Below are 22,061 nucleotides of genomic sequence, written 5' to 3' on the forward strand. Positions count from 1 at the left end.
ATTAGCACTTTATAATTTTTAAATAGAAAAAATGACAATAGGTATAGGCGGTTCGACAGCTGCAATCGAATTAGAAAAAATACAAAACAGGACTCAGGATGTACAGCCAATTCAGTTGAAGGAATATCTGGAACGTATAAAGAAAGCAATTGGTTTAATGAAAGAACTTTCTGTTCAGGCCATTTATCTTAACGCGGGAACCAACCTGTATTATTTTACAGGAACAAAATGGAATGCTTCTGAAAGAATGGTCGGTGCATTATTGTTTGATGATGGTTCTTTAGAATATATAGTGCCAAAATTTGAAGAAGGTACTTTTAAAAAATACATGAAAGTTCAGGCCAATATTAATTGTTGGGAAGAACATGAGTTGCCTTATATTTTATTTGGTAAAATATTGAATGACAGAAGCTCTGAGTATGGAAGAATTGCCATTGATGAATCTTCGCCTTATTTTTTAGTAGATGGAGTTGCTAAAGCCAATACTTCATACGCTTTTATAAATGCGCAACAAATTACGGCGGCTTGCAGAATGCAAAAATCGAAGAATGAAATTGCCATTATTCAAAAAGCAAAAGACATTACTATGGAGGTTCAGCGTGCTGCAGCCAAAATACTAAGACCCGGAATTACAGCTGACGAAGTGGTTGATTTTATTAATAAAGCACATATTAAGGCAGGAATACCTTCGGGTTCTTATTTCTGTATTGTTTTATTTGCCGATGATACGCAATATCCTCACGGAGTTTCGGTTCCTCAGCCTTTAAAAGAAAATGATGCCGTGATTGTAGATACAGGCTGTAGGTTAGAAGGTTATCTTTCGGATATTACAAGATCATATGCTTACGGAAATCCTTCGGAAGAATACAGAACCATTTGGAATCTGGAGCAAAAGGTTCAATTCGCTGCTTTTGAAGCGGCTAATATCGATGCCACTTGCGGATCTGTAGATGATGCGGCAAGAAAAACTTTGGCGGAAGCCGGACTAAGCCCAGATTATGATTTACCGGGATTACCGCACAGAGTAGGGCACGGAACCGGATTAGACATTCATGAATTCCCGTATTTGGTACGCGGAAGCGAAATAAAATTGCAGGAAGGAATGGTCGTAAGTAATGAACCGATGATCTGTATTCCGGGGAAATTTGGTATCAGACATGAAGATCATTTTTACATGACCGAAAACGGAGCAAAATGGTTTACTACGCCGATGCAGAGTATTGATAATCCTTTTGGATATTAATTATCCACTCTGTTTGTCTTTTCGAGGAGCGAGAAATCTTCACAAGCAACTCTGTAAAGCAAAGGATTTTAGATTAGTTTGTCATCTCGACGGAGGATCACACTAGAAATTCCGCAAAAGGAGCCGCCAATCTTTGTCGAGTTTCTAGTGTGATCCTTCGTTCCTCAGGATGACAAAAATGAGAATTTATTGTGTGTAATAAAAACATTGTAATGCGGTTTATCATTAATTAAATAAATAAAAAAATGAAGCGATTTTTACTTTTACTGACTATTATGTATTTGCCTGTTCAGGCGCAGGAAAGTTCGATAATTAAGATAGAGACCGAAAGTTCGGCTTTAGTTTTAAAAGTTGGTAAAAACAAAAAATTGTATCAGACGTATTTGGGAACAAAACTGAATAATAGCGCTGAATATGAAGCCGTTTCAAAAGAAAATACCAAAAATTTTGTGGTCAATGACGGAAATCCATTAATCGATCTGCGTCATGCAGCGTACCCCACTTTTGGAACTGATAATTTATTTGAACCCGCTATCAGAATTACCCATAACGACGGAAATCCTTCATTAGAATTAGAATATCAAAATCATACAGTTCAAAAAACAGATGATAATACGGCTGAGATTATTGTCAAATTAAAAGATCCTCAATATCCGGTTTTTGTTAATCTTCATTATAAAACATTCTTTAAAGAAAATGTAATCGAATCGTGGACAGAAATTCAGCACAATGAGAAAAAACCGGTAATGCTGTACAATTATGCTTCATCGGCATTGCATCTGGATGCAGATCAATATTGGCTAACACAATTTTATAGCGATGTGGTTGAGGAAGTTCGAATGGAAGAAAGTCAGCTTACCAGAGGTATCAAGGTTATCGATTCGAAATTGGGAGTTCGCACGAATATGTTTGCGTCTCCAAGTTTTTTTCTTTCTTTAAATTCAAAATCGGGCGAAAATACGGGTGAAGTGATCGCAGGCACAATCGCCTGGTCAGGAAACTTTAAATATACATTTGATATTGATAACAATAACGAGTTAAGAATTATTTCAGGTATTAACGAATTTGCATCAGAATACAATCTCGAACCTGGAAAAACTTTTAAAACGCCTGTTTTTATTTATACATTTTCGAATCACGGAAAAGGTCAGGCGAGTAGAAATTTGCATGCCTGGGCCAGAAAATATGGTCTTAAAGATGGCGAAAAACCACGTCTTACTTTACTGAACAATTGGGAAACCACTTTTTTTGATTTTGACGAAAACAAGTTGGCCAATATGTTTACAGATGCCAAAACATTGGGCGTAGACATGTTTTTGCTGGATGATGGCTGGTTTGGCAACAAATACCCAAGAAGCGGTTCTACATCTGGTTTAGGAGACTGGCAGGCTACAAAGTCGAAATTGCCAAACGGAATTGGTTTTCTAATGGAACAGGCTAAAAAAACCGATGTAAAATTTGGTATCTGGATCGAACCGGAAATGATCAACGAAAAGACAGAACTTTACGAAAAACATCCGGATTGGGTATTGAGTTTACCTAACAGAGAAAAGAATATTTATCGAACCCAATTGGTTCTTGATTTATGCAATCCGCAGGTTCAGGATTTTGTTTTTAAAGTTGTCGATGATATCATGCAAACCAAACAGGGAGTTGCTTTTTTTAAATGGGATTGCAATCGTATGATGACAAGCGCTTATTCGACTTATCTTAAAAATCAGCAATCGCATTTGTTTATTGAATATACAAAAGGTTTGTACAAAGTTCTTGACCGAATAAAAGCCAAATATCCTAATCTTCCTATGATGCTGTGTGCCGGAGGAGGAGGAAGGGTCGATTACGGATTTCTAAATTATTTTACTGAGTTTTGGGCGAGCGACAATACAGATCCTTTTGATCGTGTGTTTATTCAATGGGGATATTCTAATTTTTATCCGGCACTTGCAACTTGTAATCACGTTACCTCTATGGGAAATCAGTCCATTAAATTTAAAACTGATGTTGCCATGATGGGTAAACTGGGTTTTGATATTCACGTTGGAGGATTAAAGCCAAACGAATTGCAATTTTGTCAGCAAGCAGTTGCCAATTACAAACGACTAAGTCCGGTAATCTGGCAAGGCGATTTGTATCGCTTGATTTCGCCTTATGAAGAAAGCAGGGCAGTACTAATGTATGTGAATCAGGACAAAACCAAGTCGGTTGTTTTCTCTTATACTTTGCATCCATTAACAGATCCTAATTATAGTCTGGTACGATTAGAAGGACTCGATCCTTTAAAAAAATACATCGTCAAAGAAATCAATCTTATGCCTGAAGCCAAAAATACTTTTGAAGCATCAGGGAATGTTTTTTCGGGAGATTTCCTGATGAAAGTAGGTTTGAAAGTTTCTTCTTCAAAGCAGGAAAGCAGCGTTGTATTAGAGGTTACAGCTGTTGAGTAGTTTTTGGAATTGTAATTTTGTAACTTATTGTAAAACAGAAAAGTGTATTTAATAAAATAGGTAAAATAGTATTAAATGTAGATAATATTGTCTTATAAATAGATTAGTGTTGTTTTTACATTTACAAAAGAATGCTATTTCTTAACCTATTAATTAAATAAACTATGAAAAAACTTTTACTACTAGTTGTCGTTTTTCTATCCAGTTATTTTGCAATTGCACAGAAAACGCTTTTTACTCCCACAGAATGGAGTGACCCCAACAATGAATTTTATAATAAAGTATCCAACTCCAGAAAGTACGAGTCGACAAATTTTGTATTGTATTGGGGCGATAAAGTAGGCACAAATCCTGCAGCTTATGCCGATGCTGCTTTACGATTTACTCCCCAATCGGTTGCAGATACTCTCGAAACTAGCTTTAAACGCTATATCACTGATTTGCATTTTGTAAATAATGCGCCAACAACCAATTTCGGGAAGTACAAGATCATTATCATGATGATGAACACCTGGAATTCTACAGATCCCAGATTAGAAGCTTTCGCACAAGCGAGTTCCTTTAGTAATACTATTGGCGCTATGTTCGTGCATCCCGAAGCGACCAGAGATGGCGGGGCATTATCGCATGAGTTTGCCCATACGCTGCAAATGATGATGAGCATTCAGGAAAATCCCGGTGCCGGAAGAGCATTTGCAGGATACGATTGGGCGAGTCCGTTTTACGAAGGACATGCCAATTTTATGCGTGCACAGGCGTATCCGCAATGGGCAGAAATTGACGGAACTCTGACCCGCTGGATACAAACCAAACATTTTATGTGGTCCTCTAACCGACATCATTACACCAATTTTCATTTGATGTATTATGTTCAGGAAAAAGAAGGTTTTGATTTTACCAGAAGAATGTGGGCAGAATCGATCAATGAAGAACATCCCCTTGAAACTATTAAAAGATTAAAAGGATTTACTCAGGATCAGCTCGACGATTATCTTTGGGGATATGCACAAAGACAACCGGCATTCGATTATCCTATTCAGTGGAATTCTCAAATCAACACAACCAGTAATTTCGGGAAAACCATCAGAAATGTTTACAATGCCATAAAAACAAATATACCTCGTTACACCAGCAGACAGTACACGCTGCTTACAAAGGTAACAGGAACAACAGACCAATATTACACCAACAACGATTGGGCGCCACAGGATTACGGAATGAATGTGATTCCGTTATACCCAACCTGTACAGGAACGCAAAAGAAAGTTACCATTAAATTTAAAGGACATACAGAGGTAAATACCACCCAGGCCGGATGGCGTTATGGTTTTGTTACCACAAAAACCGATGGTACTATTTCGCGTTACAGTCCAATGTATAAAACCGATGGCGAAGCTTCTTTTACGCTTAATACCTCTACAGAAGCCAATATGTATCTTGTAGTTTTTGCTGCGCCAAAAGTGCATGTCAATTATAATATGGATGTGGGTTACCCAAAACAAAGAAGATATCCCTATGAACTAAAAGTTGCAAATGCAACTCCGGAAGGATTTCAGCCTGCCGCAAATTTTAGAAGTTTTCTTAAAACAAACGGACATTTACATACAAACGGAGGCGGATGGGTATCCAACAATGCAACTGTAGCTTCTACAGTATATGTAGGTCCGTATGCCGTTGTACGAGGCGGAACTATTTCAGGAAATGCACGTATCGATGATTACGCGTTGGTAGATGGCGGAACGATAAGTGGCAGTGTGATTGTAAGAGGAAATGCCTGTGTGTACAATGCGACTTTATCAAACAGCGCCATTGTTGAAGGGAATGCCTGGATGGAAGGTGGTTCTGTAAAAAATACAGCCAACATAAAAGGAAATGCAATGTTGTTTGCGGGAGACTTTGGCAGTTCGGTTATAGTCGGCGGCGATGCAGAAATTGGTAGCTGCTCTACACCGGGTGTTTATTTGCAATTTCCGTATTGGAGAAACGGAAGAGACAATTGCGATGGTAAAGGCGCGAGTGATACTTCTAATATCGATATTAATGCGACATTTACCAACTTTACTGCTGCACAAATGGCTTTTAGCACCACACCCAATTGTACTGTAACTGCACTTAGTGCAAGTAAAGTATCTGTTGATCCGCAAACAGATTTAAATGTTTACCCAAACCCAACAAAAGGAAACCTGAACATTTCTTTTCTACAAACCGAACAAGAAAAAGTAACGATCGTATTGTTTGATATTAACGGACAAAAAATAGCTACAATTACGGATAAGGTCTATGAAGCTGGAAAAATCGATATTGCCTACAATTGCAATTATTTGCTTAAAGGTGTTTATTTGTTAAATATTCAGAGAGGAAGTGATACAGAGAGCAGAACATTTTTGAAGGAGTAATCAGGATTTAAATATTATTTCTAATAAAATAGAAACGCTATAAAGTTACTTTATAGCGTTTCTATTTTATTGATTGAAATCTTACCTGTTATTCTATTATTTCACTTTCGTGGAATTTCCTTTTCTCGCTAATAATACTGTAGTAAAATGCCAAAAGGTAAAGCTGTTAAAACGAAATTTAATATCCCTAAAATTAGAAGCTGTCTTTTCTTGTGTTCCTCTGTAACCAGAAAACGCAGGAACAGAATAACCTGAATAATCGTAATGGGAACCGAAAACACCAGCCATAAAAAAGGCCCGCTCACGCTATCATTTTTGGGAATGATATAAATAAAGTACATCTGAATTATATTTATGAATAAACAAAAAACGGATAACCATTTTAATTTTTGTTTCATATTAATTTAGTTTTACCAATTTATAATTCCTCCATATAAATTATTACAGATAGTTTATTGTCTTGCTTCTTTTTGGGCTTTTTTCAATGCTTTTTTCTCCGCCTGTTTTTTCTCAAAATCTTCATGCGCGGCAATAATGGTTCTTCCTGCTTCGAGGACGAAAATTAGATAAACGCCAACGCCAATAAAAATGTAAATGATATTAAAAATGACTCCAATAGTCGAGAAAGTAACCGAGGCGTCATACGGACTATTCATAGAAAGGGTTCCTACAGAATAGGCTAATGATTTTAGAAAAGGCAAATCTTCGACCAACCAAAAAAACATGGTACCTACCAAAACAAGTACAAAAAGTAAGAAACCTAATGTTCGAAATGTCTTGTCATTTCTTAATCTTTTCACAATGTCAACAATGAATTTTCCTGTTAAAGCAAGTTCTATTAGCATGGTTTGTTTTTTTTAAGTACCTCAATATTAGTAATTTATTTTTATATAACGAAATTTTTACTACTTTTATATTAACATAATTTAACATAATTTCTTGCTAATGCTTTATTCATTGGCGAAAGGAGTAATTGTAGTACTTTATTTTTAACTTTTTTGCTTAGAATAACACATTTTTATTTCCGGATTGTAATGCTGACCCTGTAAAACGAAAAAAATAATGAAACATTTGTTATCAAAAAAACTACAATTGCAACATCTGATTTTACTACTATTATTTTTCGCTCATGTGGCAGGTTTTGCTCAGGACGATAGTTCAGGACAGCTGAAGACGGTTACTTTAGACGAAGCGATTCAGTTAGGAATTTTAAACAACAGACAGCTCAAAATGGCCCATACAGATGTAGCCATTGCAGCCGAAAATATCAATCAGGCAAAAATCGCTAAAGTTCCCCGCGTGGGATTAAGTGTTGGATATACTTATATTGGAGATCCTAAATTGTATGAGGGATTTTACGAAAACAATATTACAGTAGATTATTTCAACCATCGGGCTTTCGCCAATATTGTATCAACAATGCCTATTTATGGCGGTGGGGTAATCAACTCCAAAATCGAACAACAAAAGCTAATAGGCGAAATGCAGGAGTCAGTGGCGAGAATGACTCAGGCAGATGTCAAGAACGCCATAACACAATATTATTTTACACTTGAAAAATTATACCGGCAAATAGAGGTTACCAAACAAAATATCATTAATACAGATCTTAGAATAAGTCAGTTAAAGTCGCGCGTAGAAAATGGGCAAAACCTAAAAAGCGATTTAATAAGAACCGAATTGCAGCAGTCGAATTTTAAAGTTTCGGTTTTTAGAAATACCAATGATATAGAATTGGTCAGCAATTACCTGGACATCTTAATCGGACTTCCTGCCAATACAGTTTTAAAACCTCAGATTACAGAAAATGCGATCCTTTTAGAAGACGTAAATCTGCAAAAAAGCCTTACCGAAGCCTATCAAAACAGAGAAGAAATAAAACGAGCCACAATAGGTATAGCATTATCCAAATCGACATTAGATATTACAAAAAGCGGTTTTAGACCCAATATAAATGCCAATCTTATTCTAAATACTGAGTATCCTGCCCAGTGGCCCAACTATGTCAATATTATCAATTACTGGGCGGCCGGTATTTCTTTAAATTGGGATATTTCGAGTTTTTATAGCATAAAACACCGTGTTCGTGGAGACAAACTGCAAATAGAAAAAAGCAATATTGCGCTGGATGCTACAAAAGATCAAATCGATAAGGAAGTAAAAACAGCATTTGTTAAGTATGCCGAAAGTAAAAGAAATATAACGGTGTATAAAAAAGATGTTGAGCTGGCTTTAAGCAATTATAAAATCGTAAAAAGCCGGTACGACAATGACTTTGCCCTAATAAGCGATATGGTAGATGCTGAACTTCAGCTGAATAATTCTAAAATATCCCTTGTCAATGCCAATTTAGATTTAATCATTCAATATTATTCCCTGCAGTTTGCAATGGGTAAACTTTAAATAAAAAGAATATGAGCGAAGAAACCCCACAAAATGAAACCATAAAAAAGGACAAAAAGAGAAACAGGATTTTAACGATTTTGTCCTTTATTTTTTTGATCGCCGGAGGTTTCTGGATTTTGAGTTTGTTTTTTGATTTTAATACTTACGAAACGACAAACAATGCTCAGGTCGAAGCTTATATTAACAGCGTTGCTGCACGGGCAACAGGACATATTAAAGAAATTCGGTTTGAATCGAATCAGCTGGTGCATAAAGGCGATACACTCATAATTCTGGATAATGCGGAGTATCTTATAAAAGTAAAACAAGCCGAAGCTGATTTGGCTATAGCCGAAGGAAACCTGCATTCGATGGAGCAATCGATAACAACATCAGCATCAAATCAGGCTGCCGGAAGAGAAAAACTGGCAGGAGACAGGGCAGGTTTGGAGAAAGCCCAAAAGGATTATGAACGTTTTAAAAAAATGTATGCCGATTCGGCCGTGACCAGAAATCAATACGATCAGGTCGTATCGAAATTAAAATCTGAAGAAGCGTATTTAAAAGCAGGCCAAAAAGGAGTAGAAGCAAGCAGTTCTGTAACCAGACAAAGCAATATCAATATGGAAGCGTCGAGAGCAACCGTAGCCAGAAAAAAAGCTGATCTAGATGCGGCAAAACTTCAATTGTCTTATACCAGTATTCTGGCGCCATCTGATGGTTTTGTAGGCGAACGCAATGTATCGATTGGGGAACTCATAAATGCCAACCAAACCATTGCCACAATTGTACTCAACCAAAAATTATGGATTTCGGCCAATTTTAAAGAAACCCAAATCGAAAAAATAAAACAAGGACAACAAGTTAGCATTACTATAGATGCCCTGAACGGAAAAGAATTTAAAGGAAAAGTAGCAGGGTTTTCTCCTGCAACAGGAGCCAAATTCTCGATGGTTGAACCCGATAACTCGACAGGAAATTTTGTAAAAATCACCCAGCGAATTCCCGTTAGAATTGAATTTGAGGCTTCCGCCAAAGAGCTGGAAGAAGTAAAGCCGGGAATGAATGTAACGGTCGACGTAAAAAAATAAAAGATGTTCGCAGGAAAAAAAGCAAGCGTTTTTACCCTTATAGGATTGTACATCCTGACCATTCCTTTTTTTAATGGACTCAATGTCACGGCTTATGACAATTCGCAGATTTTAGGACATTTTGGAGAATCTACGACCGTTTTTACCTATTCGATCTATATTCCAATTTTTGTAATGCTGGCTTTTATGCCTTTGGGATTAAAACTGGGAAAACAAATTAAGGTTCGCACCATGATATTATCGGCCAGTTTTTTGTCGATTATATTCAATACCGCTTCTTTGTATGCAGGAACTATAGAGTGGTTTACGTTCTGGCGTTCTCTTTTGGCAATTGTTTCGGTAATAGGAATTTTTGCATCGATGGTGCCTATTTTATTAAAATACAATCCGGCTTTTAATATGGCTTTGCTGTACGGAATCCTTCAGTTTATCCAGAAAGGAAGTCAGCATCTTTACCAGTATTTTGGTGCGCATTTTACCAGTTTTTACAATTGGACTTTTGGTATTTATTTCCTGAATATCAATTTTTTGGTCTGTATTATTCTGGCGTGGTATTTTTATAAAGCCGATGTTGCGCCGATGAAAACCAATTTTCAGTTTGACTGGCGGGGATGGATCATCATGATTTTGTTTTTTACCGTTATCCTTTTTCTAAGTGCCGAAGGACAAAGCCGAAACTGGTTTAACGATCCTAAAATAACTTTGGCAGTAGCTTTATTATTGATCATTTTAGGAATCTATTTAATACACGCCCGTTTTACAACAGATCCTATAATTGATCCCCATGTTTACGCCTACAAAAATGTCGTTATTGGCGCATTCCTGATGTTTTATATTGGCGTGATGAACGGAACCGGAAGTGTGGTTACCGGATATATGACCAATATCCTGGGTTTCGATTCGGTTTCAGGAGCCAGGACACATTTGGCCTTATTGATTGGTTTGTGTATTTCGATTCCGTTATCGACCTGGCTTTTATACAAAAGAACGTATCTGGCAACGATCTGGATTATGGGTTTTTCCTGTTACGGATTGTATCATATTATTCTCTTTTTCAGGTTTTATCCCGGAATCGATTCATCCGATTTTTTTCTTCCTTTAATTTTTAAAGGATTAGGCATGGGGTTTCTTTTTCCGATATCATTGCTTTATATCTCAGAAGGCGTTCCTCCAAAACTAAGTGCTTCGCGTATGATGAGCGGGATTATTGCTCAGGCTATTTTTGCAGGCTTATTAGGAAGCGCCATTTTAGGAACATTTGTTTCCAATCTCAACCTACAGCACAAAACAGGTTTGAGTCAGCAATTGACCCAAGTGAATGTATTGGCACAAAAACAATTGGCCAACGCCAAAAGAAACTTTTTATTCATGGGATTATCTGAAGCCGAAGCGCAAAAAAAAGCAGAAAAAAGCCTTTCTAATAAAACGGCGCAAGCCTCGATATTATTGGCTTATAAGGATATTTACCTGGTCATGTCGGCCATTTGTTTCCTGCCCGTTTTTATTATCCTGCTTTTTAAACTTTGGCGCAGACCGCTTAGAAGAGTAGAGTTGGAGCCTATACCAATTTAATCAAAGCTATTATGATAAAACAAAAAAAAGACCGGTTTTTCTATCGCTTCTGGATCAAAGAAAGCGGGCTTAGCAGTATGCTGGTGCTCCTTTTTGTTATGCATTTTATTGTAATTCCGCTGTTGGGGAGCCATTCATCATTTATGGTAATTTTAAACATTTTCTGGATGTTATTTTTATTGGCAGGGATTTATTCATTGGCCAAAAATAAACAGCAGGCCATTCGTTTTTCAGTCGTACCATTTTTGTTTGTGGTTTTCAATTGGGTCAGTATGTATAACACAAGCAATTTTGTTTTGCTTACAGATTTTGTTTTAACAATTGCTACAGTTTCCTTGCTTATTGTATTGGTTTTAATAAAAGTTTTTGAACCCGGACCTGTCACCACTTACAAAATAATAGGTTCAATTGTAGTCTATATGTTGCTGGCCAATCTTTGGTGCATTGCCTATTTATTTGTTTTTGAACAAATTGAAGGTTCTTTTCATTTTACACCTTCTGCGTTTAAGATAAATAGTGATTTGGCTGGTTTTTTGTATTTCAGTTATGTAACGATTACCTCCACAGGATTTGGTGAGATTGTACCGCTTCATCCTGTTGCAAGATCGCTGGTTCAGGTCGAAGCTTTTACGGGCGTTTTGTTTCCGGTAATTCTCATTGGCCGATTGGTTTCTGATGCGAATTTTTTTCAAAATAAATAATAACAAATCACGAATGTTTTACTATTCCCTAAAAAAATAAACAATGAAAACGTCTAATTTAAATAACCGAAAAGAACTATTTGAAACCATATTGCAACTCTTTTTTGTGGTACTAATTGTTGGCTTTTGTTTCAAACTAATGCTGCCTTTTATTATGCCTATGATTTGGGCAACGATTCTGGCAATTATATTTTATCCTTTTTTTAATTTTCTGCAGAGAATATTAAAAGGGCGTAAAACACTGGCCTCTGTACTTCTCACAGTAACTATTGTTGGATTATTGATTCTGCCAATCGTTTATTTTTTAAGTTCGGCAACAAGCAATTTTTTAGAATTAAAAAATAGTTTTGAAGCCGGAACACTTAAAATTACACCACCGTCTCAAACCATAAAAGAATGGCCCATAATAGGCAAATCTTTATATGACTTTTTATATTCCTTATCGTCAGATTTACAGCATAGTTTACTTAAATACAGTACGCAAATAACCGAACTGTCCAAAACGATTATGGAAAGCGTTTTGAGTTCAGGACTGGCTTTTCTTCAATTTATATTATCGGTTATAATTGCCGGGATTTTATTGGTATCGACCAGCGCTAAGAATTTAGCCGTAAAGTTTATTAAAAGAATTGCAGGCTCAAAAGCCGATGAAATTCTAACCATTTCTGTATCGACAATTTATCAGGTTGTAAAAGGAATAATAGGCGTGGCGATAATCCAGACCCTTATTCAGGCATTCGGACTTTATTTGGCCGGAATTCCTTATGCAGGAATATTGACTTTGCTATGTTTAATATTTTCTATTTTACAAATAGGCCCTACCATTATCAATATTGGCGTTATTATCTATCTTTTTTCTACCGGCGTTTCGGGTTATGCTATTCTGTGGACCATATTTTTTATCATTAGCGGATTATCAGACAATATTCTAAAACCACTTTTACTGGGCAAAGGCGCTTTGGTTCCAATGCTTGTTATTTTTTTGGGCGTTATAGGCGGTTTTATTATGTCGGGATTTATTGGCTTATTTGTGGGGCCCATAATATTTTCGATAGGTTATAAATTGTTCATTGCCTGGCTTGACGAAGATCCGGAGAATGAAGTTGTTATCATTGATGAAAATGCTAAATGAATTTTTTACTGATAAAATAAATTTATACAAAGAATCATTTATGGTTAATGCGAATTGGTTCTGATCATTTTTTTATGGGCATTACATACTTTGCACAAAAACAAATAGGCACTGTTCATCTCGCGCAGCTAAAGTTAGAAAGTCAAACCATAAAAAAAGATATTTCCTGGGGAAACATCAATGGTACGGAACAGAGTGTAGATCTTGTTTTGCCTTTTGATTGAGAGGTTATAAAAACAAATAGCAGTCTTGATCATTTCAGTCTGAATGTAAAATCTTACAAACAATGGTTTTTGATAGTTTCAAAACCAAATATTCCAGATCATATATTTCTGTCTAATTATGATTATAAGGAACTCTGTATGGCTTCGCAAGTCGCAACTCAACAAATTTGTATTGGTTTACCAATAAAGAAGTAAAATTATAACAGCAATAAAAACTGTCCGGAGATTAATTTTCGAACAGTTTTTATTTTTTACGGCAGAATTCTTTTCTACAGCACCCATAATCAAGAATTCATATAAAATACTTTTATTCACTACAGATTTGCCCTTTTTTGATAAAAAGAATGCGTTTATTTGCACAAAACAGCAATAATTAAATAGAATTAGAATGAAATTGAGAAGAAAAACAAAAATGGCTTTAAAGTCCTTTTTCGAAAAAAACTTTAATAATGAACAAGTATGGAAATCTAAGAAAGAAAATATAGAAGTGCTGGTAGAATTAGTAAATTTAATTCGTCCTAAAAATCCAAAAACAATAACCGAAGTCGATCTGTCTCAACTTATTTATCTGCTTCAGGAAAACCCAAATTATCGTGACGGTCTGATGGATTGCATCAGCACTAATTTAGAAAATAAAAAGTTTAATAAAATCCTTTCAGATGCAGGTATTCTTCAGGATGCCAATTTCTTTTTTGAAGTGCGCAAGAGAATTTTTGCCAAATTAATTCCTGAGCAGCCAGAAAAAGATACCTTGCAATTTATCTTAAATCAGGTCTTTTTTGTCAATACAGATTTACTGTGGATTGGTAAAATACCTCAGGAGCAAATCCTGCAGTTATTTTCACTGCTCAAATTTCGTTCTATTTACGGGGTTCGCGAAGAGAATTCATCGTTTAATGAACTGGTTTTTGCCATGGAAGTTATTACCTACCGTATTTGTGGATCTGCCATGGAAACAGATGTAATCAGGATGGTACCTGAATATGAAAATCTCGAGAGTCCTTTTATTGCCTTTCAGCGCGAATTATTGCTCATGAATGAAAAACTGTTACAATCTCCTGACAGTGTTATCAATGCCGAAGATTTAGACTATAAACAATTGATCATCCTGCACAAACAATGCACAGATTATATCGAAACGGCTTTTAAAAACAGTAATAAATTTGGTATTTCGCTGCATGTCAATCAAAGCCTTTTACGCATTCGCCAGCAACTCGACCGACTAAGATCCTTATTGCCGCTTTTGATACAAGGCAACGAGGAAGATGCGAACAGAAATACAATTTACCTTTCTTATAAACTGATTAAGTACAATTGTAATAAAAACAATATTCAAAAATTAGTCAACGAGAGCACACAGCTTTTATCTTATGAAATAACCCAGCATACCGCCAATACGGGAGAACATTATATTACAAACAGCCGTAAAGAGTATTATAAAATGTTTTTGTCAGCAGCTGGTGGTGGTTTTATTGTGGGTATACTGTGTATTATCAAGCTCTTATTAGGAAAAGTGCATGCCAGTGGTTTTGGTCATATGTTTTTATACAGCATGAATTATTCTATAGGGTTTATCATCATTTATATTTTGGGATTTACGCTGGCAACCAAGCAACCGGCAATGACAGCTTCTGCATTGGTAAGAGCGTTGCAGGAAGGTTTCAAACAACAAATACAAGAGAAAAAAGATTATAAATACAAAGAGTTTGCTATATTTTTTGCCAGAGTATTCCGTTCGCAGTTTATAGCCTTTGTAGGGAACGTTATTATTGCTTTTCCGGTTTCATTACTTGGAATCTGGGCTATTGATCAAATATTTCATTATAATATTGCCAAAGAAAAATGGCCAACTTTAATCAGTGATCTTAATCCTATTGATTCGCCGGCAATTTTTCATGCCGCTATAGCCGGGGTTTTTCTGTTTTTATCCGGGATTATTGCGGGTAGTATTGCCAATCGCGACAAGCACAACCATATTTACTATCGCATTCAGGAACATCCGTTACTTAAAATGAGTTTAGGAAAAAGGTGGACGAAGAAATTAGCCTCAGTCTATGAAAATAAATGGGCCGGAATTATTTCCAATTTCTGGTTTGGAGTCTTTATGGGAAGTACTGTTTTTATTGGAATTTTCTTCGGATTAAATATTGACATCAGGCACATTACTTTTGCCAGCGGAAATTTCGCAATGGCTTTATATGGCGCTGATTTTTATGTAAGTCAACAAATGTTTTTCTGGTCAGTGATAGGTATTGGGCTGATTGGCCTGGTCAACTTTATGGTTAGTTTTAGTTTATCACTAGGGCTTGCGTTTCGTTCCAGAAATATTCCACTTTCAGAGTTAAGAAAAGTAGCAAGAGCGATCTTTCGATATTTTAGAAGTAAGCCTTTGCATTTCTTTTTTCCGCCAAAGAATAATAGTGCTGTTTCAGAATAGTAGTATGGTTATTTTGTTTTTTCTAAAATAATAGAATATTCCTTTTAACTTACAAATAACAAGGTCTGCGCTAGTTTTACTGTAGACTTTGCTTTTATGTATTTAAAAATCCTTTACGTTTTTTTTTATAGTTAACAATAAAAAGCTTGGCTTCTGCATATATTATTTATCCACAATTTCTTCCTGCTATTGAAGTTCTAAAATACTTAACAGCAATTAATTTAGAGAAATTTGCTGACTAATAGAATAAAGAAGCGATACCTCAATTAATCAATTTAAATCTGCGAGAAACAAAAAAAATGCAACTTGGCGTCTTGCGGGATTAAAACATTGTAACTGATTTCAAGTAAAATAGTACTAATTTTATACCACAATAATAACTTTACTACATTTGAGCAAAAATTGTGGTTCTAGATTAAAAAATGATTTTAAAATGAAGAAAAAACCTGTTTCTATTAGAAATATTGCCGATGAATTGAAGATATCTGTAACTACGGTATCTTTTGTATTGAATGGTAAGGCAAAAGAAAAACACATTTCTAAAGAACTTACAAAAAAGGTTTTAGATTATGCAAAATTAATAAATTACAGACCCAACCAAATAGCACAAAGCCTTAGAACCGGAAAATCTAAAATTTTGGTTTTTATGGTAGAAGATATTTCGAATAATTTCTTTTCTAAACTTGCCCGAATTTTTGAAGATATTGCATACAATGAAGGATATAAAGTAATTTTTTGCAGCAACGAAAATGATGATGAAAAATCGAATGAATTAATCAATTTATTTAATTTTCGTCAGGTAGATGGGTTTATTATTGTACCCTCTCCGGGAATAAAAGATACTATTGAAGGTTTAATAAAAGATAATATTCCTGTGGTTTTATTAGATAGGTTTTTTGAAGGATTAGATTGTAATAGTGTTGTTATTGATAATGTACAGGCCTCTTTTGAAGCGACGCAGCATTTGATACAAAATAAGTTTAAAAATATTAGTTTTATTACAACGGCTTCAGATCAGAGTCAAATGAAAGGACGTTTGTCTGGATACGAAAAAGCAGTCGAAGAAAATGGTCTAAAACCACGTACACTTCAAATTCCTTTTAATGAAATTATCAAAGGAAGAGCCAAGGAGTATATTAAGGATTTCTTCGAAAAACATACTGATTTAGACGCTGTTTTTTTTGCCACTAACTATTTTGCGCAAAGCGGATTGGAAGTTTTAAAAGAGAACAATCCAAAATTAATTAAAGATTTAGGCATCATTGTGTTTGATGATAATGACATGTTCAAAATCTACGATCCTATGATCACATCTGTTGCGCAGCCTTTGATCGAAATAAGTACTAAACTGATGGAATTGATGTTGCCTCTTTTAAAGAAAAAAGATGTGAGTGAACCTCATCACAGTATTGTACTAAGAACAGAACTAATAATACGCGAGTCATCGCTTGTGAAGTAAGATAATTATTGTGCTAATCGGCATTTAAAAAATACAACTTTTTTAGAAAATCTAAGACCCGATAAGCATTTATTGATTCTCAGTTTTTTTTATTTCATTTGCTTGCCAGCGGCCAGGCCTTTGGATGATCTGTAAACTGCATTCTTGCGGCTGTTACCAACAACTTCCCTTTTTATTTTCTACCATCGGAGCCGGAGCTGTATTTTTAATTTTTGCAATAATGATGGTATTTCAATTGCTTTTCGTAATTTTTATAATGCCGGAAACCAAAGGAAATTTTTAGAAGAACTTCAGGAAACAATTTTTAAAATTTAAACGATTCATAGTTAATATGTTTTTTAATACTTTATAGTATTTTTGAGTAAGTAAAAATTAATAATTGTATGGCTGTTCCCATTAACCAATATGAATTGCTGGAGGCAATAATTGCAAATTATAATAAACTTAAAAAGGAACTTTTAAGTATTCCTGTTGAGTTAACCACATTGAAAGAACTGGAAGGTCATAGCAAAGGAACTTTGATGAGTATCAATAATCTTATGGCGTATCTTATAGGCTGGGGAGAATTGGTCTTAAAATGGAATTATAAAAAAATGAAAAACGATGCTGTCGATATTCCGGAAACAGGCTACAAATGGAACGAATTAGGAAAACTGGCTCAAAAATTTTACAAAGATTATGAAAACAATAGTTTTGAGGAACTTCTTGTAAAACTCGACAATAATGTAGCTTCAATTATAGCATTCATTAAAAGCAAATCGAATCATGAACTTTACGAAATACCTTGGTATGAAAAATGGACATTAGGGCGAATGATTCAATTGAATACTGCTTCGCCTTATACAAATGCCCGCGGGAGAATACGCAAATGGAAGAAAGAAAGGGATGGTTTGTTGTGAAAATTCCAAATTCTAATTTCTTGTAATAGTTGAATGGTTTGTAGTTTGCAAGGGAATTAACGCAGATAATACAGATTGGCTTTCGCGAAAGCGCTGATTTACGCAGATTTTTAAAAGCTCTGTAGGAAGAAAATATTTTGCAGAGATGGATTTTAATCAACTCTATGTGATATAATTGGAAAAAAAACGACCAATTTTATGGAGTCAGGGGTACGATTTGCTTCGCCAGTTAGCACTTTCAGGCTCCGGTAGGGGATTGCTGCTGAAAAAAACTGTTTAATAGACAAAAAAGCCTTTAGAATTCATAGAGGGCACTGAAAAAGTAGCTGTTTATCAAAAGAGGCTGTTTTCAATATTGAAAAAGGTGATGCAGAATACTTTTGTACAGACGATTCTGAGAGCCTCAATTTTACTTGTAAAACTACCTTTTCAACTTTAAAGGAATTTTTCAGTGACCTCAAATCATATCTAAAGGCTTTTTATTTTCAAAAAACAAAATTGTTACTTAATAGTTATAGTATAATTTAAAACTGAAGAACCATCATTGGTTGTAAATCTAATTCTATCATATATTCCTGCAGGAATTCCTGATGGTACTTTAAATACAGCTTTGTACGGAGTTAGGCTTACAATTTCGATAGGATAAATTAAAGTTTTAGCTTTGTTATTGTAAATCACTGCCGAGGTTATGGTATTCATCATTCCGCCACGAATTTCGAAGGTTTCACCGGATTTTTTCTCGATTGGAGAACCATATCTTTCTGCTGAAAAATAATCCGGTTCTGCAACCTCAACTTTAAATCTGTTATCTACGCTTGTGTTTTGCAATATATAAGCGCCATTCTTGATACGCATATCATATTGACCAGCAGGCATATTATCAGGAAGAAAGTAATATACTCCGTAAGCTGGAAATAATGTGGCATCGCCCACTCCTAAATAGACTAGTTCGGCAGTATATTCTGTTTTTTTATCGCTAGCTGCTACAAAATATACTCTTGTATCTTTAAGGCTTAACCATAAATTGTCAATACTATTTGATGAACCATTATTAGTCATGTTTTGCATAAAACCTTTGTACAAAAAGTCTCCGCCATTGTATGTCCAGCTTTTTGGTTCTTTTTGTCTAAGATCTATTTTGATGGTATATTTTTTAGTTGTTCCCGCTTTTGAAGTAACAGTATATACAGTGCCATCTTTAAAAGAAACTTCTACACCTGATGCGGGACTAACAGTTGCTTCTGTACCCAAAACAATTTCTGGTTTTATAGTTTCCGGAAGCGCCATATAACTGCTCCAGGTAATGATTATAGCATCATCTGTTATAGCACCACTAATGGCATTATTTTCGGTATCCTTAAAGGTAAATGATTCGATTTGGGTGTATCCGGGAACTTGCACTACATCACCGGGAATGTCATTTATTTTATCAACATATTCTGTATCACAGGAAAAAAAAAGTGTTGATAAGAAAAGTAGTATAGCCCTATGTAAAAATATACCGGTTTTGTTGCTTTTATCCATGATTCTATGGGGGATTTAATTTTTAAAAGATTTTATTTATTAATTTTGCAGCTCATTGATTAGCCTGCTTTTATTTTTTTAAAATGCCTGTACTTTCGATGCTTACGGTAATTTATAAAGCCGTTTGATAGTCATGGGGGAATGATATGATAGTGGTAATATGCAGAGATCGCCGGTCAGCTTTTGCTGCAAGTAACCTGTAAACATTTCGTGATCCCATGTTCTTTTTTTACGCCATTATTAATTATAGTACTTTTGTCCAGTTATAGTTTATTGTACTTGTTGATGTACCTGGAGTAACGCTTGTTACTTTTACCAAATAAGCTTCTGTTGCTGATGAAGGACTAGTAACTGATGTAGCATCTGTTCCTGAGTTTGTTTTCCAGATTACAATAGCTTTAGAAGGAGTCATAACATGCGTTGTGATATTGTATGAATAATATCCTAAACCGTAATTTATTCCTGATATAGTACCGTTATACCCTAATACATTGTATTTGTCAGTTGGAGCAGTACCAAGATTAGCTGCTGCATTTTTTACAGCAACCGCTGTTTTCCAGGTTCCCCACTCATCACAAGTTGAGCTTAGGTCTATTGTACCTACATACCATTTTCCAGTATTACCTACAGGACGTATAGAAGCACCGTAGATTCCTTCCCATTGAACATTTACACCGCCAATTGTTGCAGCAACCGGAGTCCAGTTGGCATCAACAGATGATGGAGCCTGCCATCTGTTAACAGTTACAGATGCTGTGGTTACAGTACAAAGATCAAGTAAAGCTTTTTTTGTTAGATTATTTGATCCTTCTTGATCTTTTGCTTGCGCTTGTGAGTCAGCAGTTTGGTCGTCATTGCTACAAGATGTCATTGAAATAGCAGCCAATGCTACAATTGATAAAATTAATTTTTTCATAATTTTTTATATTAAATAGATTAAGTGGCTTATTTCATTACCCCGGCAACGAAGACAGGCATTTTTTTATTTTCTTATTTAATTGGTGACCCTAAAAGGATATTTCATTGTTTTGGAGATATTATAGCTTTCCATTAACAACCAGTAATCAGTATCAGCCTGAAGACCATTTTCTATAGAAGGAAAAGAGTACATAACATAAAAACTCGCAATATCGATTCCATCATTATATTGTTTCAACTGGAATTTTTTGTTTCCCTGTTTGTCTACAATAAAAAGCTTTGTCACTTCATAAGAGGGTATAAAGTTTTCTCCTTTTACGGTTACAGAAGACCCTGCCTGAATGGTAATAGTCTCGGTTTCTGTAGACAATTCTTTTAAAATTATTGAAGGCTGTTGTATTACAATCTTAACTGTATATACAGCAGTTGTTCCATCAGTTGCTTTTGTTGTATAGGTTACCGGAGTTTTACTAAATACCGGTAACAACTCAGTAGCAGCAGGAGAAATAGTCGTTTTTTCTGGTAATGTTATAGCTGTTTCCAGATATTGATATTCGTAATAAGAGGGCAAGTAAACTGTAATCGTTTTTTTTACGTTATCTACAGCGCTGTATAAAGCCTGACTTTCGCCTGGATTGGTCACTTTAAACGATATAATTCGTTTGGCATCAAGATTTGTTACGATCTCTTTGACCGTTTCTCCTTTTACATCTGTCCATCTGTCTTCTTCATTATCACATGAGGTTAAGAGACTAAATAATGCAAAAGCAGTAAAAAACAAAGATGTTTTTAATGGGGTAATTTTAATAGTCATGTTAATTAGGATAGGGTTATTTAATTGAAAATTTGGTGCTTCCGGCCGGCACCATTACATAATCGAAAGTGTAGTACATATGCGGAGTATCTTTGAACCACTCGGCAGAGGTATACACATCTTTATACACTGATATCATTTTTATTTTAGCATAATTGCCATTTGCAGTTTTAAGGATAACTGTCCTGGCAGGAATAACTTTTCCGTTAGCAATTTTAAGAGATTCTCCCAGTGCATACGCAACGTGGGCTTTTTGCGGATTAGTTCCGTCAGTCACCACTTCGCCACCAAAATCATACAAATACCATCCAGTTCCGTTACCAAACGAACCTGCATCATCTGTACCAATAAGGTCTATACCAGTCTTAAACTGACTATCAGCAGGAATATCAACCACTTCGCTAAAAGGTTTTTCTACGATTGTAATACCACCCTTACCGCCGGCAAGAGCACCGTTGTTTTGTGTATTACTGCTGTTATTTCCAGATAAAAAACTGGCATAAAGTCCGCCAAATGCAAGATCCCATTTTTTGGTTTTTTTATAAGAACCATCTACAGCTTTGTTTTCTTCAAGACTGTAATACAGCGTTGCCGATGGAGCAGTAGGGTTGTCATCAGAAGTGCTTCCCTGGTAATTTTTTACATGTACTACTTTATAAAATAAAACATTATCAGGTACTTCTGTTCCGGGATTTTCGCCGCCGTTTTCTGAGTCTGCGGGTTTATCATCAGATGAGCATGCTGTTAGTAATACCGCAAGGAATAAAAGAGGCAAAAGTATTTGTGGTATTTCCTTAATTAGGGTTTTAATTTTTTTCATGG

Annotated in this window: 19 protein-coding genes; 13 read left to right on the top strand and 6 right to left on the bottom strand. The window is 35.4% G+C overall.

Going from position 1 to position 22,061, the window contains the following annotated elements; genetic code table 11:
* The first annotated feature begins 31 nt into the window (after window positions 1-31).
* The 3 genes from GIY83_RS06830 to GIY83_RS06840 all read left to right on the top strand — a co-directional run bounded on the left by GIY83_RS06830 (window position 32) and on the right by GIY83_RS06840 (window position 6,083).
* On the top strand, window positions 32-1,243 hold the full coding sequence (locus GIY83_RS06830; RefSeq protein ID WP_194619358.1) for a Xaa-Pro peptidase family protein: 1,212 nt from the start codon (window positions 32-34) through the stop codon (window positions 1,241-1,243).
* A 245-nt stretch (window positions 1,244-1,488) separates the two neighbouring features.
* Window positions 1,489-3,687: an alpha-galactosidase gene (locus GIY83_RS06835; protein WP_208685936.1), complete on the top strand. Its 2,199-nt coding sequence runs from the start codon at window positions 1,489-1,491 to the stop codon at window positions 3,685-3,687.
* A 164-nt stretch (window positions 3,688-3,851) separates the two neighbouring features.
* Window positions 3,852-6,083, top strand: a complete 2,232-nt coding sequence (locus GIY83_RS06840; RefSeq protein ID WP_208685945.1) for a DUF6055 domain-containing protein — start codon at window positions 3,852-3,854, stop codon at window positions 6,081-6,083.
* A 128-nt stretch (window positions 6,084-6,211) separates the two neighbouring features.
* Here GIY83_RS06840 and GIY83_RS06845 read toward each other — a convergent pair whose 3' ends face one another.
* Together GIY83_RS06845 and GIY83_RS06850 are read right to left on the bottom strand one after the other, a co-directional pair.
* Window positions 6,212-6,481: a hypothetical protein gene (locus GIY83_RS06845; RefSeq protein WP_194619344.1), complete on the bottom strand. Its 270-nt coding sequence runs from the start codon at window positions 6,479-6,481 to the stop codon at window positions 6,212-6,214.
* 54 nt (window positions 6,482-6,535) lie between these two features.
* On the bottom strand, window positions 6,536-6,928 hold the full coding sequence (locus GIY83_RS06850) for a hypothetical protein (protein ID WP_194619342.1): 393 nt from the start codon (window positions 6,926-6,928) through the stop codon (window positions 6,536-6,538).
* 217 nt (window positions 6,929-7,145) lie between these two features.
* Here GIY83_RS06850 and GIY83_RS06855 point away from each other — a divergent pair, with 217 nt between their 5' ends.
* The 10 genes from GIY83_RS06855 (at window position 7,146) to GIY83_RS06900 (ending at window position 17,983) form a co-directional block, all read left to right on the top strand.
* Window positions 7,146-8,486, top strand: a complete 1,341-nt coding sequence (locus GIY83_RS06855) for a TolC family protein (RefSeq protein ID WP_208685947.1) — start codon at window positions 7,146-7,148, stop codon at window positions 8,484-8,486.
* Between the two features lie 11 nt (window positions 8,487-8,497).
* On the top strand, window positions 8,498-9,559 hold the full coding sequence (locus tag GIY83_RS06860; RefSeq protein ID WP_208685949.1) for an HlyD family secretion protein: 1,062 nt from the start codon (window positions 8,498-8,500) through the stop codon (window positions 9,557-9,559).
* 3 nt (window positions 9,560-9,562) lie between these two features.
* Window positions 9,563-11,131 (top strand): MFS transporter, encoded by a 1,569-nt coding sequence (locus GIY83_RS06865; RefSeq protein WP_208685951.1) that lies wholly within the window; start codon window positions 9,563-9,565, stop codon window positions 11,129-11,131.
* 11 nt (window positions 11,132-11,142) lie between these two features.
* On the top strand, window positions 11,143-11,832 hold the full coding sequence (locus tag GIY83_RS06870; protein WP_208685953.1) for an ion channel: 690 nt from the start codon (window positions 11,143-11,145) through the stop codon (window positions 11,830-11,832).
* A gap of 43 nt (window positions 11,833-11,875) precedes the next feature.
* Entirely contained in the window at window positions 11,876-12,964 is a 1,089-nt protein-coding gene (locus GIY83_RS06875) for an AI-2E family transporter (RefSeq protein ID WP_194619333.1), read from the top strand.
* 74 nt (window positions 12,965-13,038) lie between these two features.
* A complete protein-coding gene (locus tag GIY83_RS06880) occupies window positions 13,039-13,188 on the top strand; it encodes a hypothetical protein (RefSeq protein WP_229029239.1) in 150 nt (49 codons plus the stop codon).
* Window positions 13,189-13,576: 388 nt separating this feature from the next.
* The gene (locus tag GIY83_RS06885; RefSeq protein WP_208685955.1) at window positions 13,577-15,625 is read left to right on the top strand and encodes a site-specific recombinase; all 2,049 of its coding nucleotides are present in this window, start codon (window positions 13,577-13,579) and stop codon (window positions 15,623-15,625) included.
* Window positions 15,626-16,058: 433 nt separating this feature from the next.
* Window positions 16,059-17,084 carry a LacI family DNA-binding transcriptional regulator gene (locus tag GIY83_RS06890; RefSeq protein ID WP_194619327.1) on the top strand — a complete coding sequence of 342 codons (1,026 nt, stop codon included), beginning with the start codon at window positions 16,059-16,061 and terminating at the stop codon, window positions 17,082-17,084.
* Window positions 17,085-17,208: 124 nt separating this feature from the next.
* Window positions 17,209-17,367 carry an MFS transporter gene (locus GIY83_RS06895; RefSeq protein ID WP_370514243.1) on the top strand — a complete coding sequence of 53 codons (159 nt, stop codon included), beginning with the start codon at window positions 17,209-17,211 and terminating at the stop codon, window positions 17,365-17,367.
* A 100-nt stretch (window positions 17,368-17,467) separates the two neighbouring features.
* Entirely contained in the window at window positions 17,468-17,983 is a 516-nt protein-coding gene (locus GIY83_RS06900; protein ID WP_194619325.1) for a ClbS/DfsB family four-helix bundle protein, read from the top strand.
* 501 nt (window positions 17,984-18,484) lie between these two features.
* Here GIY83_RS06900 and GIY83_RS06905 read toward each other — a convergent pair.
* The 4 genes from GIY83_RS06905 to GIY83_RS06920 form a co-directional block, all read right to left on the bottom strand.
* Entirely contained in the window at window positions 18,485-19,507 is a 1,023-nt protein-coding gene (locus GIY83_RS06905; protein WP_194619323.1) for a hypothetical protein, read from the bottom strand.
* A 244-nt stretch (window positions 19,508-19,751) separates the two neighbouring features.
* Entirely contained in the window at window positions 19,752-20,423 is a 672-nt protein-coding gene (locus GIY83_RS06910; protein WP_194619321.1) for a hypothetical protein, read from the bottom strand.
* Window positions 20,424-20,501: 78 nt separating this feature from the next.
* On the bottom strand, window positions 20,502-21,239 hold the full coding sequence (locus GIY83_RS06915; protein ID WP_208685956.1) for a hypothetical protein: 738 nt from the start codon (window positions 21,237-21,239) through the stop codon (window positions 20,502-20,504).
* A 16-nt stretch (window positions 21,240-21,255) separates the two neighbouring features.
* A complete protein-coding gene (locus GIY83_RS06920) occupies window positions 21,256-22,059 on the bottom strand; it encodes an HmuY family protein (RefSeq protein WP_194619317.1) in 804 nt (267 codons plus the stop codon).
* Window positions 22,060-22,061: the final 2 nt, after the last annotated feature.

Origin of the sequence: Flavobacterium sp. SLB02 (genome assembly GCF_009664855.1) — a bacterium.
Lineage (GTDB): Bacteria > Bacteroidota > Bacteroidia > Flavobacteriales > Flavobacteriaceae > Flavobacterium.

Excerpts from the sequence above, each read along its gene's own strand:
- GIY83_RS06905 (WP_194619323.1), bottom strand. The coding sequence starts at position 19,507 with ATGGATAAAAGCAACAAAACCGGTATATTTTTACATAGGGCTATACTA.
- GIY83_RS06890 (WP_194619327.1), top strand. The coding sequence starts at position 16,059 with ATGAAGAAAAAACCTGTTTCTATTAGAAATATTGCCGATGAATTGAAG.
- GIY83_RS06880 (WP_229029239.1), top strand. The coding sequence starts at position 13,039 with ATGGGCATTACATACTTTGCACAAAAACAAATAGGCACTGTTCATCTC.
- GIY83_RS06860 (WP_208685949.1), top strand. The coding sequence starts at position 8,498 with ATGAGCGAAGAAACCCCACAAAATGAAACCATAAAAAAGGACAAAAAG.
- GIY83_RS06875 (WP_194619333.1), top strand. The coding sequence starts at position 11,876 with ATGAAAACGTCTAATTTAAATAACCGAAAAGAACTATTTGAAACCATA.
- GIY83_RS06885 (WP_208685955.1), top strand. The coding sequence starts at position 13,577 with ATGAAATTGAGAAGAAAAACAAAAATGGCTTTAAAGTCCTTTTTCGAA.
- GIY83_RS06910 (WP_194619321.1), bottom strand. The coding sequence starts at position 20,423 with ATGAAAAAATTAATTTTATCAATTGTAGCATTGGCTGCTATTTCAATG.
- GIY83_RS06840 (WP_208685945.1), top strand. The coding sequence starts at position 3,852 with ATGAAAAAACTTTTACTACTAGTTGTCGTTTTTCTATCCAGTTATTTT.
- GIY83_RS06900 (WP_194619325.1), top strand. The coding sequence starts at position 17,468 with ATGGCTGTTCCCATTAACCAATATGAATTGCTGGAGGCAATAATTGCA.
- GIY83_RS06915 (WP_208685956.1), bottom strand. The coding sequence starts at position 21,239 with ATGACTATTAAAATTACCCCATTAAAAACATCTTTGTTTTTTACTGCT.
- GIY83_RS06850 (WP_194619342.1), bottom strand. The coding sequence starts at position 6,928 with ATGCTAATAGAACTTGCTTTAACAGGAAAATTCATTGTTGACATTGTG.
- GIY83_RS06865 (WP_208685951.1), top strand. The coding sequence starts at position 9,563 with ATGTTCGCAGGAAAAAAAGCAAGCGTTTTTACCCTTATAGGATTGTAC.
- GIY83_RS06830 (WP_194619358.1), top strand. The coding sequence starts at position 32 with ATGACAATAGGTATAGGCGGTTCGACAGCTGCAATCGAATTAGAAAAA.
- GIY83_RS06870 (WP_208685953.1), top strand. The coding sequence starts at position 11,143 with ATGATAAAACAAAAAAAAGACCGGTTTTTCTATCGCTTCTGGATCAAA.
- GIY83_RS06835 (WP_208685936.1), top strand. The coding sequence starts at position 1,489 with ATGAAGCGATTTTTACTTTTACTGACTATTATGTATTTGCCTGTTCAG.
- GIY83_RS06845 (WP_194619344.1), bottom strand. The coding sequence starts at position 6,481 with ATGAAACAAAAATTAAAATGGTTATCCGTTTTTTGTTTATTCATAAAT.
- GIY83_RS06920 (WP_194619317.1), bottom strand. The coding sequence starts at position 22,059 with ATGAAAAAAATTAAAACCCTAATTAAGGAAATACCACAAATACTTTTG.
- GIY83_RS06895 (WP_370514243.1), top strand. The coding sequence starts at position 17,209 with ATGATCTGTAAACTGCATTCTTGCGGCTGTTACCAACAACTTCCCTTT.
- GIY83_RS06855 (WP_208685947.1), top strand. The coding sequence starts at position 7,146 with ATGAAACATTTGTTATCAAAAAAACTACAATTGCAACATCTGATTTTA.